At 67.3% G+C, this 13,422-nt stretch carries 12 protein-coding genes and 1 pseudogene; 5 read left to right on the forward strand and 8 right to left on the reverse strand.

Going from position 1 to position 13,422, the window contains the following annotated elements:
* Positions 1-52 precede the first annotated feature (52 nt).
* Positions 53-982 carry a hypothetical protein gene (locus OUO20_RS20935; protein WP_018771866.1) on the reverse strand — a complete coding sequence of 310 codons (930 nt, stop codon included), beginning with the start codon at positions 980-982 and terminating at the stop codon, positions 53-55.
* Between the two features lie 148 nt (positions 983-1,130).
* On the opposite strand from OUO20_RS20935, the gene OUO20_RS20940 reads away from it, so the two are divergent.
* Both OUO20_RS20940 and OUO20_RS20945 read left to right on the forward strand, forming a co-directional pair.
* Positions 1,131-1,430, forward strand: a complete 300-nt coding sequence (locus OUO20_RS20940) for a type II toxin-antitoxin system VapB family antitoxin (RefSeq protein ID WP_026266165.1) — start codon at positions 1,131-1,133, stop codon at positions 1,428-1,430.
* Positions 1,423-2,085 carry a LytR C-terminal domain-containing protein gene (locus OUO20_RS20945; RefSeq protein WP_026266166.1) on the forward strand — a complete coding sequence of 221 codons (663 nt, stop codon included), beginning with the start codon at positions 1,423-1,425 and terminating at the stop codon, positions 2,083-2,085. Before OUO20_RS20940 ends, OUO20_RS20945 begins: the two co-directional genes overlap by 8 nt.
* Before the next feature lie 18 nt (positions 2,086-2,103).
* On the opposite strand, the gene OUO20_RS20950 is transcribed toward OUO20_RS20945, so the two are convergent.
* Both OUO20_RS20950 and OUO20_RS20955 read right to left on the reverse strand, forming a co-directional pair.
* On the reverse strand, positions 2,104-2,790 hold the full coding sequence (locus OUO20_RS20950; RefSeq protein WP_268002558.1) for a TetR/AcrR family transcriptional regulator: 687 nt from the start codon (positions 2,788-2,790) through the stop codon (positions 2,104-2,106).
* Between the two features lie 35 nt (positions 2,791-2,825).
* On the reverse strand, positions 2,826-3,524 hold the full coding sequence (locus OUO20_RS20955; protein WP_144601219.1) for a DsbA family oxidoreductase: 699 nt from the start codon (positions 3,522-3,524) through the stop codon (positions 2,826-2,828).
* A gap of 213 nt (positions 3,525-3,737) precedes the next feature.
* On the opposite strand from OUO20_RS20955, the gene OUO20_RS20960 reads away from it, so the two are divergent.
* Positions 3,738-4,799, forward strand: coding sequence for a glycosyltransferase family 4 protein (locus OUO20_RS20960; RefSeq protein WP_056392196.1), 1,062 nt, complete (start codon positions 3,738-3,740; stop codon positions 4,797-4,799).
* A 57-nt stretch (positions 4,800-4,856) separates the two neighbouring features.
* Positions 4,857-7,025, forward strand: coding sequence for an amylo-alpha-1,6-glucosidase (locus OUO20_RS20965; RefSeq protein WP_056392194.1), 2,169 nt, complete (start codon positions 4,857-4,859; stop codon positions 7,023-7,025).
* 31 nt (positions 7,026-7,056) lie between these two features.
* Here OUO20_RS20965 and OUO20_RS20970 read toward each other — a convergent pair whose 3' ends face one another.
* Positions 7,057-7,590 carry a GNAT family N-acetyltransferase gene (locus tag OUO20_RS20970; protein WP_144601221.1) on the reverse strand — a complete coding sequence of 178 codons (534 nt, stop codon included), beginning with the start codon at positions 7,588-7,590 and terminating at the stop codon, positions 7,057-7,059.
* A 14-nt stretch (positions 7,591-7,604) separates the two neighbouring features.
* A pseudogene (locus tag OUO20_RS20975) lies at positions 7,605-8,563 on the reverse strand (D-2-hydroxyacid dehydrogenase family protein).
* Positions 8,564-8,693: 130 nt separating this feature from the next.
* Between OUO20_RS20975 and OUO20_RS20980 the strand changes: the two are divergent.
* A complete protein-coding gene (locus OUO20_RS20980) occupies positions 8,694-9,887 on the forward strand; it encodes an MFS transporter (RefSeq protein WP_268002559.1) in 1,194 nt (397 codons plus the stop codon).
* 206 nt (positions 9,888-10,093) lie between these two features.
* On the opposite strand, the gene aceB is transcribed toward OUO20_RS20980, so the two are convergent.
* From aceB to OUO20_RS20995, 3 genes are all read right to left on the reverse strand, one after another.
* Positions 10,094-11,746 (reverse strand): malate synthase A, encoded by a 1,653-nt coding sequence (gene aceB / locus OUO20_RS20985; protein ID WP_268002560.1) that lies wholly within the window; start codon positions 11,744-11,746, stop codon positions 10,094-10,096.
* A gap of 217 nt (positions 11,747-11,963) precedes the next feature.
* Complete coding sequence (gene aceA / locus OUO20_RS20990) at positions 11,964-13,280, reverse strand: isocitrate lyase (protein WP_018770809.1); 1,317 nt, start codon at positions 13,278-13,280, stop codon at positions 11,964-11,966.
* On the reverse strand, positions 13,264-13,392 hold the full coding sequence (locus OUO20_RS20995; RefSeq protein ID WP_261377443.1) for a hypothetical protein: 129 nt from the start codon (positions 13,390-13,392) through the stop codon (positions 13,264-13,266). Before OUO20_RS20995 ends, aceA begins: the two co-directional genes overlap by 17 nt.
* Between the last annotated feature and the right edge of the window lie 30 nt (positions 13,393-13,422).

Here is a 13,422-nt window from a genome sequence, read left to right on the forward strand (position 1 = left end):
GGGCCCGGTTGAAGCCCCTTGGCGACGTTTCGACGGCGGCCCGGCAGGGGGCTCAGGCGTCCAGCGCCTCACGCCAGCTGCGCAGGAAGGCCCCGCCGGCGTCGTCGTGGATCACTGTTTCCTCCAGCCCGAGGTCCGCTGCGGTCAGCACCGGATAGGGCTTGGCCGGCACACCGTCCGCCGGCCGCACATCCACGTGCTTCACCGGGTGGTCGTTATGGTGCAGCCAGTCCGCCATGGCGTAGTCGGTGCGGGAATCGCCCACCGTCCGCCACGCCTGCGGCGTGATGCCCTGGGCCGCCAGCAGCTCCACCGCCCGGCTGGCGCCAAGATCCTTCCCCAGCCGCACCGACTCGATGTCCGTGGAAATGATGGTGGGGTCCACGCGGTAGTCCACCTCGTCGTCGGAGTTCGGTGCGTGGTGGTCCAGGCGGACAACGCCCAGCCCGTGGCGCCCCATGAGCGCCATGGCCTCGGCGTCGAAGAGCTTCTGCTCGGCCAGGTAGTCCGCGCTGGGCACATCGATGTGCTGCTCCACGGACACCATGGCGCGCTTGGTTTCGTCGAAGAACATGTGGGCTGCATAGTCCTCCGCCACCAGCCGGCGGATGTCGTCGCCGTACGCCGCCGGAACGGCAAGCTCCCGGTCCACGTGGATGGGGCCGGGGCCGGCAGAGGTGTAGCTGAACCAGACCGCACCCTTTTCGCAGACGGCATGGATGACAGTTCCGGCTGGAATGCCGGCGGCGATCATCGGTTCCATGACCTGCTCGCGGATGAAGGCGTCGGAACGGCCGGTGTTGAAAATGACGGGGATGCCGGCTGCGGCCAGCGCCACCAGGTCCAGGATGATGTCCGGTTTGACGTCCCGCGTCAGCGGGCTGGCCACGGGGCCGTCCACGTCAAGCAGGAGCGCCAGCGGCGGCGCGGACGGCTGGCGGATTCCGGGCACGGGCGCGGCAGGGGACTCGGATACTGTCATGGTTCCATTCTGTCAGCACGGCAGGCGCTGCCGCTGTGTGTCCGCCCTACGGCCGGGGCGCAGGGCATATGGTCACTGTTTGGCTACAACCTGGCGCCGGTCCGCCCTGCCACTTTCGCTGGGGCAGCGCGGTGCCTACTGTGGCATGGTGATATTCAAAGCTGTGGGCGAGGGCCGCCCTTACCCCGACCATGGTTACAGCACCCCCAAGCAGTGGGCGTCGCTGCCGCCGCGACCGGTCCGGCTGGACGAACTGGTCACCACCAAGCGCACCCTTGACCTGGAAGCGCTGCTGGCGGAGGATTCCACATTTTTCGGCGACCTGTTCCCGCACGTAGTGCAGTACAAGGGGACCCTCTACCTCGAGGACGGCCTGCACCGCGCGGTCCGGACCGCCCTGCACCAGCGCACCGCGATCCACGCCCGGGTCCTGGTGCTCGATGGCTAGGGGGCGGCCGAAGGACCCGAGTGTCCTTCATGGCCACCATGTTGTTTCCGGCCCTGAGCTGCGCGCCGCCATGGAAGCGGCCGCGGATGCCGATGAGACCGCCCGGGTCCGCCGCCGCGTGCTGCACGGGGTGGTGCTGGTCCTCCTGGCAGGCCTGATCGCCGCAGGCATCATCGTTGCCATGGCCATCATCAACGGCCGGTTGAAGATCCCCGCCGCTGAGCCCGCCCCGGCGCCGGTTTCCTCCTGCCCGGCCTCCATGTTCGACTACGTACCCAACGACAAGATCAACCTCAACGTCTACAACTCCACCACCAGGGCCGGGCTGGCGCGCTCGGTGGCGGACGAGTTCCTGGCGCGGAAGTTCGTGGTGGGGAACGTCTCGAATACCAACGCCGGCTACCGGGGTGTGGCGGCCGTGGTGTCAGGTGCGGGCGGACAGTCGGCGGCATTCACCGTGCAGCGCAACGTGCCGGGGTCGGACTACTTCCAGGACGGCAGGACCGACGCCAGCGTGGACGTGATCCTGGCGCAGGACTACAAGGCACTGGTCCCGCCGGATCTGGTGGACCAGACGCCGGGAAAGCTCAGCTGCCCCCGGGAAAGCCGGCGCATAGCGGACACCAACAGACTGCCTGTTACCCCCGCGGCCTGACCTCCAGCCAGCCGGTCCTTAGCCGGCCACTGCGGAAAGCTGCGCCGCTGGCGGAAGCTGCGCCGCTGGCGGAAGCTGCGCCACCCGGATGGGCCGCCCGTCGTCGTCGAACCGCGCACCCGCACCCAACTGGATGAAGCGCACCGTCCTGGCCACGCGGGCTTCCAGCTCGGCCGGCTCGTCGCTGCCCCTGGCCGCACTGGAGGACAGGGTGCCCAGGATCAGCTGGGACTGCTGGCCCACGTCCGCCACCGGCAGGTACCCCTGCTCCATGCCGTCACGCAGGATGTCCTGCAACAGGACGCTTAGCTCGCCTACATGGTCCGAGAGCTTGGCAAAGGACGACGGCGACAGCACCGCCCCCATGGCAGGTCCGGGCGGGAGGTGGCGGCGGCTGAGGTCAACCACCTGGGCGCGGACGTACAGGGCCAGCCGTTCCACGGGGTTCTCCAGCCGGGCCAGCGATTCACGCAGGTCGGAAAGGAACTTCTCGGTCTCATCCAGGGCGTAGGAGATCAGGAGTTCTTCGATGTCTGCGTAGTAGTTGTAGACGGCCGTGCGGCCCACCCCGGCATGCCTGGCCACGTCTGTCATGGTCAACCCCGGGAGGCCATGGGTGAAGAGGAGTTCGCCAAAAGCGGTGAGGATGCGCCGCTGGGTGTCCGCGCGTTGTTCGGCATTGCTGGCCGCTGAAATCCTGGGCATGTAGACACTTTACCGCGATGTGTCAGTAAAAGGCGCTACACCGCGCAGCCGTCGGGGCCGCAGGCGCCGCCGTCGGAGGAGTTGACCAGGACCAGCGGGTTGGCAGCCTGCCAGGCCTGGGTGAGGGCGGCGGTGAACGTCTCCGCCGGCTGGGCTCCGGACAGCCCGAACTTGCGGTCGATCACGAAGAACGGCACGCCGCTGATGCCCAGGCCCTGTGCCTCCTGGACGTCGAACCGGACCTCGTCCGTGTACTTGTCCGTGGTGAAGAGCTCCTCCACCTCATCGGACGGCAGGCCAAGATCGTTGCCGAGGGAGGACAGGTAGTCCCGGCTGCCGATGTCCTTGCCGTGCTCGAAGTGGTCGCTCAGGAGGCGCTCCTTGGCCGCATCCTGCCGGCCGTGCGCCGCTGCAAGGTGGATCAGGCGGTGCGCGGTGAAGCTGTTGGCCACCACCACTTTGTCGAAGCGGTAGTCCAGGCCTTCGCCTTTTGCCTGCTCCGCCACGTGCTCAAACATCTGCGCGACCTGCCGTGACGGCATGCCCTTGCGGCTGCTCAGGTACTCCAGCTCGGTCCCGTCGTAGTGTTCCGGCAGGGTGGGATCCAGCTGGTAGCTCCGCCACACCACCTCAACGGCGTCACGGTGGGGGAATGCTGCCAGGGCCGCCTCGAACCGGCGCTTCCCGATGAAACACCACGGGCAGGCAACGTCAGACCAGATCTCAATCTTCATGCCTTGCACAACCGGGCCGCGCCTGCGGCCATTCCGCCGGCGCCTTATGAGATGGCACACATCCGCTCTTGTGGCCGGGGCAATCCTGGGCAATAGTCGGAGTTAGGTGAAGCAGACGCCAAACAAAATGAGAACACCACGGGACCCCAACGGTCCCGCGGGTTGATGCGCCTGGCGGCTGGGGAGCTCGGGCCCCTTCCCTGGAGGCCAGACATGCGAATTGGACTGATTGCGGGACCCTGGATTCCCATCCCTCCGTTGACTTACGGCGGCATCGAAAGGGTGGTGGACACCCTGGCGCGTGGCTTCGCGGCCGCCGGACACCAGGTCCTGCTCGCCGCCCCTTCCGAAAGCACATGCCCCGTGCCGCTGGTGCCGGGCATGCGGCCGGCGTCCCGGGACGAGCTTGGCTCAACCATGTCCGAACTCAGCCACGTGATCCGGGCCTACAAGGGGCTGCAGGACGTGGATATCATCCACGACCATACGCTCGCCGGCCCGCTCTACGCCCACCGTCCGGCCAAGGTTCCGGTGGTCACCACCATCCACGGCCCGCTCCACAAGCAGGCAGAGGACCTGTACCGGGCCATGGCGCCGGATGTGGCAATCGTGGCGATCTCCCGCGACCAGGCTTCACACGCTCCCGAGGTTCCCGTCACCCAGGTGATCCATCACGGCATGGACGTTTCCACTGTCCCGGTGGGAAGCGGCCGCGGCGGTTACCTGTGCTTCGTGGGGCGCGCATGCCATGACAAGGGGCTGCTTGAGGCCATCACGATCGCCCGCAGGGTGGGCATGCACCTGAAGATAGCGGTCAAGATGCGGGAGAAGGACGAGGTCCGCTACTTCCGGGAGGTCATCGAGCCCATGCTGGGCCCAAACGAGGATTTCGTGGGGGAAGTGGACGATGCCGCCAAGTACCGCCTGATGGGCGAGGCCACGGCCTTCCTCAACCCCATCCAGTGGTCCGAACCGTTCGGCCTGGTGATGATCGAGGCGCTGGCCACGGGCACTCCCGTCGTCGGGACGCGCATCGGTTCAGCGCCCGAGATCGTGGAGCATGGCCGGACGGGCTTCCTGGGGCAGACAGAGGATTTGCCCGGCTTCGTTGAGGCAGCAGCCGGCTTGAGCAGGGAACGGTGCCGGGCATCAGTGGAGGAGAGGTTCAATGCCCAACGGATGGTGGCGCAGCACCTGAGGCTCTTTGATGAACTGCTGGCGGGCAGATTGCCCGGAGGGGTTCCGGATGCCGCGCCCGTGCACCAAAATCGTTAAGGGGGCGGGCGGCCTTCCGGCTCCCCGGCAGCAAATCGCCTGAGAAGGGAGTCCTTCATGACCGCCTGGAACGAAGACAACGAGGCCTCCGGGTCGGACGTCGGCGCCGTCACCGTCCTGGAGGGTTCTTCGTTTTGCATATCGGCCGGAACCGGTGACATCAGCCCAGACGCCGGCACGAACGGCGCGTTCTTCCAGGACACCCGGATCATCTCCCGCTGGGTGCTGCGCATCAACGGCTCGATGCGGGAGCCGCTGTCTGCCCAGCGGCCGCATCCGTTCGAGGCCACGTTCGTTGGCCGTGCCGCGTGGCCCGGGGGCAGGTTCGACAGCCCGTTGGTGGTCCGTCAGGTCCGCCACATCGGGCCCGGCCTGCAGGATGACATCAGCCTGGAGAATTACGCGGCGGAGCCTGTTGAGTGCGACATCGAACTCCTCGTGGATGCGGATCAGGCCGATCTCTTCGACGTTAAGGGCGGGCGGACCACCGGCCCGGACGATACAACGCGCACCGTGGTGGATGGAAAGCTCATCATCGAGGCATCACGGCATGGCCAGCAGCGGGGCTCCGCCATCGGGGCACGGGGTGCAGAGGTGGACACGGACGGGTTGCGTTTTCACATCACCGTCCCTGCCCGGGGCAAATGGGCCACCAGCGTGATTGTGGTGCCGCTGGTGAACGGGGAGGCGCCGGAAAAGCCCTTCAAGGAAGGGCAGCTTCCGCATCACCGGGAAGGTGTGCGGCGGCATCTGGCCTGGGAAGAGAACGTCCCGCGGATCAGCGTCGAGGACGCAAGCTTCCAGAACGTGCTCAACCGGAGCCAGAGCGATCTTGGTGCCCTGCGGATCTTCGACGCCCATCACCCCGACCGCGCGGCCGTAGCCGCAGGTGCGCCCTGGTTCATGGCGTTGTTCGGACGGGATTCGCTGCTGACTTCCTACATGAGCCTGATGGTCAACCCGAACCTTGCGCTGGGCACGCTGCAGACCCTGGCCGGGATCCAGGGGAAGAAGGTTGACCCGGACTCAGAGGAGGAACCCGGCCGCATACCGCACGAGGTCAGGCTTGGTGTCACCGCCGGCCTGTCGTTGGGCGGCACCGCGTATTACGGCACCGTCGACGCAACCCCCCTGTTCGTCTCCACCCTGGGCGAGTTGAGCCGGTGGGGGCTCTCCCGGGATGCGATCCAGCCCTTGCTGGCGCACGCGGACCGGGCCCTGGAATGGATCGAAAAGTACGGCGACCGCGACGGCGACGGCTTTGTGGAATACCTTCGTCCCAACGACCATGGCCTGGTGAACCAGGGCTGGAAGGACTCCTGGGACGGGATCAACTTCGCGGATGGGACCATCGCGGAGGCGCCGATCGCCCTCTGCGAGGTCCAGGCTTATGTGTACTCCGCCTACCTGGGCAGGTCCTTGCTGGCCCACTGGAGCGGCGATTCGGGGCTGGAACAGCATTGGGCCGGAAAGGCGGCAGCTTTCAAGGAGGAGTTCAACAAGAAGTTCTGGCTGCCGGACAAGGGGTACTTCGCGGTGGCACTGGACAAGGACAAGCGGCATGTTGATGCGCTGACCTCCAACATTGGCCATTGCCTATGGACGGGGGTGGTGGACGAGGACAAAGCCACGTCCGTCATGGAGAACCTGATGTCCCCGCAGATGTTCACGGGCTGGGGCATCCGCACGCTGGCGTCGGACATGGGCGCCTACAACCCCGTCAGCTACCACAACGGCTCGGTGTGGCCACACGATACCGCGCTGGTGGCCACCGGGCTGATGCGCTACGGATTCGTGGACGAAGCCAGGCGGGTGGCCTTGGGCATCCTCGACGCTGCCGAGCACTTTGACGGCCGGCTGCCGGAACTGTTCTGCGGCTTTGACCGCGGCGAATTTCCCGGCCCCGTTCCGTATCCCACCGCTTGCTCACCGCAAGCCTGGGCTGCGGCCGCGCCGGTGCAGCTCGCCCGGATCCTGCTCCGGTTCGACCCCGTCTTCACCCGCGGGGTGGTGCACCTGGCACCGATCCTGCCGGAGTCCGTGGGCTCGTTCCGGGCGGAAAACGTCCTGCTGGACAGCAGTCGGGTGACCATCAGCGCCGCCGGATCCACCGGCACCATCGACGGTCTCCCGCCGGGGCTGAAACTCCTGGACGAACCGCGTCCGCCGCTGGCCTACCCGGTGGAAAGGGTGGGCGCCGGCGCGAACGCCAGCAGGCTGCACTGACAGCGGCGCTGCTAATCAAGGACCTGGACCGCTACGGCAGTGCGCGCTCCAGCACGAAATCATGCTCCACTGTGCTGCCCAGCCGGAAGGATTTGGTACCCACCCTCCGGAAGCCGGACTTTTCATAGAAGCGGATGGCGCGGGCATTCTGGCTGTTGACACCCAGCCATGCCCCGGCGCCGCCGGTCCCTGCGGCAGCCGCCAAGCTGGCATGCATGAGTTCGGCGGCGGCGCCCAGTCCGTGGTAGTCCGGGTGGACGTAGCATTTGCTGATTTCCACGGACGGCAGCAGGGTCAGGACGGACGCCACATCCGGATCCGCGGCTGGCCGGTCCACCAGCAGGCTGTAGCCGTTGAGCCGGCCGTCCGCGTCGATGACCAGGATGGTGGTGTCCGGGTCCGCGAGGTATCCCTTGAAGTGTTCCTCGCTGAGCGTGTTGGCCAGGTGCGCGGCGATGTCGGCAGGTGACGACGACGGCGGGCAGGCCAGCGGAAAGGTGACGGAAGCCAGGGCGGCGAGCGGGCCGGCGTCGTCCGTTGTTGCCCTGCGGATGGTGTGGGTCATGCGTTTCTTCCAGGTCAGGCGGTGAGGGTCCGGATGGGGGCGCCGGCGAGCCAGGCGGTGATGTCCTCAAGGGCGCCGCCGTAAAACAGCCGGTAGCTTTCCTGGGTGACGTAGCCCAGGTGGGGGAGAGCACGGTGTTCGGCGCGGCCAGGAGCGGATGGCCGGCCTGAAGGGGCTCCTGGTCGAAGACGTCCAGGGCGGCGCCGCGGATCCACCCCTGGTTCAGCGCCGTGACCAGCGCGTCCTGGTCAACCAGCGGGCCGCGGGCGGTGTTCACCAGGATGCCGTCCGGGCCCAGCAGCCGCAGCTCGGCCTCGCCCACGGTGTTCTCGGACCGCGGGGAGAGCCGCAGGTGGAGGGTGGCGACGTCGGCTGCCGTGAAGAGCTCCTCCTTGGACACCAGCCGGGCGCCGGCCTGTGCGGCGTCCTCAGCCGTGAGGTTCTGGCTCCAGGCCACCACGTCCATGCCGAACGCCTGCCCGTAGGCGGCCACCCGCCGGCCGATCTTCCCCAGACCCACGATGCCCAGGGTTTTGCCGGCGAGCTCCACCCCCACCGTCGACTGCCAGGTACCCGCCCGGAGCGAGTTTTCCTCCGCCGGCAGGTGCCGGGCGATAGCCAGCAGCAGGGCCCAGGTCAGTTCCGGCGCAGCGGAGGGCGAACCCGGCGTACCGCACACCGTCACCCCGTGGTCAGCAGCTGCCGCCAGGTCGATGGAGGCGTTCGCCATCCCGGTGGTGACCAGCAGCTCAAGCGCCGGCAGTTTTTCGAACACCTCACGGGGGAAGGCCGTCCGTTCGCGCATCGCGATGACCATGGTGGTGTCTGCCAGCGCCGACACCAGCGCATCCGGGGATGTGAAGGGCTCCCGGTAGGACGTCACGGTGACACCCTTCGCCTCCAGGGCCGCGAAGTCGGCGAAGCCGTGGGCCACGTCCTGGTAGTCGTCGAGGATGGCAAGGCGGTGCGTCATGGCTGTCCTTCGCGGTGTCCTACGTCCTTGGGTCACGTTCATCGTATGGCAGGGTGCCTAAAACTCCCGTCACGCCGGGCATGATAGCAATGGGAGTGATGAATCCACGCCCATTCCCGATTTTGCCCCTGTGAGCGGCCACGTCCTCTCCCGCGTCCCGAAGAGCTGGGTCCTGCTGGCCTGCATCGGCCTGCTGGCGCTGAACCTCCGCGGCCCCTTCGTCGCCGTCGCGCCCCTGGTGGACCCCATGCAGGCGGAACTGCACTTTTCGCCGGTCCTGCTGGGACTGCTCACCAGCATTCCGGTGCTCTGCTTCTCGCTCGCGGCTCCGCTGGCGTCCCTGGCCGCCCGGAAATTCGGGGCCGAGTTCGCGGTCACGCTGACCATCCTGGGCGTACTGTCGGGCGTGCTGGTGCGCTCCGCCGGGGGCCCGGTGCTGGTGGTGGCCGGCACGGTGGTCATCGGGTTGGCCATTACCGTGGGGAACATCGCGGTGCCGCTGATCATCCGCCGTGATTTTGCGCCGCGCCGGCAGGGGACAGCGATGGGAATCTACACCGCCGCCCTGAATATCGGGTCCTTCCTGACCTCGGTGGCCATGGCCCCGCTGGCGGCCGTGACGGGGTGGAGGCTGGCCCTGGCCGCCGTCGCCGTCCTGGCAGTCGCCGCGGTGGTGGTGTGGGTCCTGGCCGTGGGACCGCGGACGGCGTTCCTGGTATCGGGGGACGACGCCGGGGACGCGCCGCTGCCCCGGGCGGCCGGTTCGGGCTGGACCACCTTCGGCCTCACGGCCGGCTTCGGCGGCCAGGCGTTCTCCTACTACGGCGTCACGGCATGGTTGCCCAGCTACCTCCACGACGAGCTCGCCATGTCCACGTCCGAGGCGGGCGCCGCGTCCTCGATCTTCCAGATCCTGGCCATCGTGGGCGGCCTCGGCGTGCCCTTCGCGGCCAAATACATGAGTACGACGGCGGTGGCGGTCACCCTGGGTACGTTGTGGCTGGCGGTTCCCCTCGGGCTGCTTTTGCTGCCTGAGCTCTGGTGGCTGTGGTCCACGTCCGGCGGCATTGCGCAGGGCGGCGGCATTACCCTGATCTTCATCGCCATCATCAAGCTGGCACGCGACCAGGCTTCCGCCGGCCGGATGTCCGCCACCGTCCAGGGCCTGGGCTACTGCCTCGCCGCAGTGGCCCCGCCGCTGGTGGGCTTCGTCCACGACAGCTCGGGATCATGGACTCCCGCACTGCTGGTCATCCTGGTGTCGGTACTGGCCTTCTTCGTCAGCACTACCCTGTCTGTGCGGAAGGTGCCGAAAGGGCGCTGAGGCGGGCGTCCGCCGTCGAACGTTCCGCCACTCAAACGCCCGCCCACTTTCTTTGGGAAAGTGAGCGGGCGTCTTGGTTTTCCCGCACCAAGTGAGCGGGGGTGTGGCGGTTGCTCCGTCGCCGGGCCGGCGCCCCGGATTTCGGGGGGCCTGTTGCGGAGGGCGTGCCGGCCCGGCGGACGGAAGTGTGTGGTGCTGGTCCCTGGCTAGGCTGCGGCCAGTTCCTCGACGGTGGCCTTTTCGCGGGCCTCGGTGAGGTAGCGGGCGTAGGCGGGGAGGGTGAGGAAGGACGGGAACTCACGGGCCAGCGTTACTTCTTCGAAGATGTCCCGGGCGTCCTCGAAGCGGTCGCCGTCGAAGCGCTCCAGCCGGGCGAATTCCTCGTCCAGGAGTTCCTCCACCCATTCGTGGCTGATGATCTCGCCGTGGTCCGTGATGGCCCGGGCGTAGATCCACTGCCAGAGCTGGGACCGGGAGATCTCGGCGGTGGCGGCGTCCTCCATCAGGTTGTGGATGGCCACCGCGCCGTTGCCGCGCAGCCAGGACTCGATGTAGCGGATGCCCACTTCGATGTTGTTCCGGATGCCCTGCTCGGTGATGGTGCCGGTGGTGGCGGCCACATTAATCAGGGCGCGGTCATCGGGGGTGACGTCCTCGCGGAGCCGGTCCAGCTGGTTGGGCTTGCTGCCGAGGACGCCGTCGAACACTTCGCGGCAGACGGGCACCAGGTCCGGGTGGGCTACCCAGGAACCGTCGAAGCCGTCGTTGGCCTCGCGGGTCTTGTCCGCACGGACCTTTTCGAGGGCGTTGGCGTTGGCTTCCGGGTCCTTGCGGTTGGGAACGGCCGCGGCCATGCCGCCAATGGCCATGGCGCCGCGCTTGTGGCAGGCCCTGACCAGCTGTTCGGTGTAGGCGCGCATGAACGGCTGCGTCATGGTGACCTGGCCGCGGTCCGGGAGGACGAAGCGGGGGCCGCGGGTGCGGAAGTTCTTGATCAGGGAGAAGATGTAGTCCCAGCGGCCGGCGTTCAGGCCCGAGGCGTGGTCGCGCAGTTCGTAGAGGATTTCCTCCATTTCGAAGGCCGCGGTGATGGTTTCGATGAGCACCGTGGCGCGGATGGTGCCCTGCGGGATGCCGAGCAGGTCCTGGGCCAGGATGAAGATGTCGTTCCAGAGCCGGGCTTCGAGGTGGTTCTCGATCTTGGGCAGGTAGAAGTACGGGCCCTTGCCCAGCGCCAGGAGGCGGCGGGCGTTGTGGAAGAAGAACAGGCCGAAGTCCACGATGCCGCCGGCGATGGGCTGGCCGTCGATGAGCATGTGCTTTTCCGGCAGGTGCCAGCCGCGGGGGCGGACCACGATGGTGGGCAGGTCACCGGCGGGGCGGAGCTTGTATTCCTTGCCTTCTTCGCTGGTGAAGTCGATCCGGCGTTCCAGGGCGTCGGTGAGGTTCAGCTGGCCCTTGATGACGTTCCGCCAGGTGGGGGTGGAGGCGTCCTCCATGTCCGCGAGCCACACCTTCGCGCCCGAGTTCAGGGCGTTGATGGTCATCTTCTTGTCCACCGGGCCGGTGATCTCCACACGGCGGTCCTCCAGCCCGGGTGCCGGGGGAGCCACCCGCCAGGACGGATCATTCCGGATCTCCTCGGTCTCCCGCAGGAAGCGGGGGTCCGCCCCGGCGGCAATGTCGGCCCGCCGTGCCCGCCGTGCCTGCAGCAGCTCCTGCCGCCGCTCAGCGGTGGCCCGGTGCAGCTTGGCAATGAAGGAGAGGGCGTCCGGAGTCAGCACCTCGTCCTGCCGGCAAATGGGCTGGGCGGTCAAGGTAATGCCATTGATCGTGAAGCTGTCAGTAAAGCTGTTCATTTCAGTCTCCTTAAAGACGAAAGGGAAGTTCGACGGCGGGTAGCAGCAGGGTGGCGACTGAGGCACGAGGCCGAGGAGCCGGTGTCGCGGCAGCCTGCGTAAAAGGGGCCCTGCGTCCGGCCTCGGCGAGTTCTACGAGCCCAAGGCCGGACGTGGGGAATAGCAGGCAGAGCGATGCCGGTCCGAAGGCCGGACGGAAGCGCCGCCGTCGTAAGCGTTAGTGGAACTGGCCCTCTTCGGTCGATCCGACCAGGGCGAGGGTGGAGGCGTTGGGGTTGAGCGCCGTGGAGATGGTGTCGAAGTAGCCGGTGCCGACTTCGCGCTGGTGCTTGGTGGCGGTGTAGCCGCGGGATTCGGAGGCGAATTCCTTTTCCTGGAGCTCGACGTAGGCGCTCATGCCTTCACGGGCGTAGCCGTGGGCGAGGTCGAACATCGAGTAGTTCAGGGCGTGGAAGCCGGCCAGGGTGATGAACTGGAAGGTGAAGCCCATGGCGCCGAGTTCGCGCTGGAACTTGGCGATGGTGGCATCGTCCAAGTGCTTGCGCCAGTTGAAGGACGGCGAGCAGTTGTAGGAGAGCATCTGGTCCGGGAACTCGGCCTTGACGGATTCGGCGAACTTGCGGGCCAGCTCCAGGTCCGGCGTGCCGGTCTCCATCCAGATGAGGTCGGAGTACGGGGCGTAGGCCTTGGCGCGGGCAATGCAGGGTTCGATCCCGTTGCGGACCTTGTAGAAGCCCTCGGCGGTGCGCTCGCCGGTGATGAATTCCTGGTCGCGTTCGTCGACGTCGGAGGTGATCAGGGTGGCCGCCTCGGCGTCAGTGCGGGCAATGACGACCGTGGGGGTGCCGGCGACGTCGGCTGCCAGGCGGGCGGCGTTCAGGGTGCGGACGTGCTGCTGGGTGGGGATCAGCACCTTGCCGCCGAGGTGGCCGCACTTCTTCTCCGAGGCGAGCTGGTCCTCCCAGTGAACGCCGGCCGCGCCGGCCTGGATCATGGATTTCATGAGTTCGTAGGCGTTCAGCGGACCGCCGAAGCCGGCCTCGGCGTCCGCGACGATCGGCACCATCCAGTCCTCGACCGTCTGGATGCCCTCGGAGAACTCGATCTGGTCCGCCCGGAGCAGGGCGTTGTTGATGCGGCGGACCACCGTGGGAACGGAGTTGGCCGGGTAGAGCGACTGGTCCGGGTAGGTGTGGCCGGAGTTGTTGGCGTCGGCCGCCACCTGCCAACCGGAGAGGTAGATGGCACGCAGGCCTGCCTTGACCTGCTGCACGGCCTGGTTGCCCGTCAGGGCACCGAGGGCGTTGGTGTATCCGCCGGTCTTGTGCTCCTCGGTGAGCTGCTTCCACAGCTTCTCCGAACCGCGGCGGGCCAGGGTGTGCTCTTCGGAGACGCGGCCGCGGAGACGGACGACGTCGGAGGCTGAGTAGTCCCGGGTCACACCTTCCCAGCGGGGGTTGGCGGCCCACTCGAGCTCCAGGGCGGCGGCCTGCTGTTCGGGCGTCTGCTGGGTGGGCTCAAATGCTGCGGTCATCGTTGATCTCCTTGATTGAGCTCCGGATGGGGTAGGTGGGAACCGCGCCGTTGAGGTTCCCACCGGCTTTTCCGGTGCGGTGTTTCTTTCCGTAGCCACTACTTTTCAGCACTTCCAGCCCCCTTTCTAGAGAAAAAGGGTG

Origin of the sequence: Arthrobacter sp. FX8, from assembly GCF_026723805.1 — a bacterium.
Taxonomy (GTDB): domain Bacteria; phylum Actinomycetota; class Actinomycetes; order Actinomycetales; family Micrococcaceae; genus Arthrobacter.

What these genes read in the sequence shown, in the direction of transcription:
- OUO20_RS20970 (WP_144601221.1), bottom strand. Translation starts at nt 7,590, where the DNA reads ATGACCCACACCATCCGCAGGGCAACAACGGACGACGCCGGCCCGCTC.
- OUO20_RS20955 (WP_144601219.1), bottom strand. Translation starts at nt 3,524, where the DNA reads ATGAAGATTGAGATCTGGTCTGACGTTGCCTGCCCGTGGTGTTTCATC.
- OUO20_RS20945 (WP_026266166.1), top strand. Translation starts at nt 1,423, where the DNA reads ATGGCTAGGGGGCGGCCGAAGGACCCGAGTGTCCTTCATGGCCACCAT.
- OUO20_RS20965 (WP_056392194.1), top strand. Translation starts at nt 4,857, where the DNA reads ATGACCGCCTGGAACGAAGACAACGAGGCCTCCGGGTCGGACGTCGGC.
- aceB (WP_268002560.1), bottom strand. Translation starts at nt 11,746, where the DNA reads ATGAACAGCTTTACTGACAGCTTCACGATCAATGGCATTACCTTGACC.
- aceA (WP_018770809.1), bottom strand. Translation starts at nt 13,280, where the DNA reads ATGACCGCAGCATTTGAGCCCACCCAGCAGACGCCCGAACAGCAGGCC.
- OUO20_RS20960 (WP_056392196.1), top strand. Translation starts at nt 3,738, where the DNA reads ATGCGAATTGGACTGATTGCGGGACCCTGGATTCCCATCCCTCCGTTG.
- OUO20_RS20950 (WP_268002558.1), bottom strand. Translation starts at nt 2,790, where the DNA reads ATGCCCAGGATTTCAGCGGCCAGCAATGCCGAACAACGCGCGGACACC.
- OUO20_RS20935 (WP_018771866.1), bottom strand. Translation starts at nt 982, where the DNA reads ATGACAGTATCCGAGTCCCCTGCCGCGCCCGTGCCCGGAATCCGCCAG.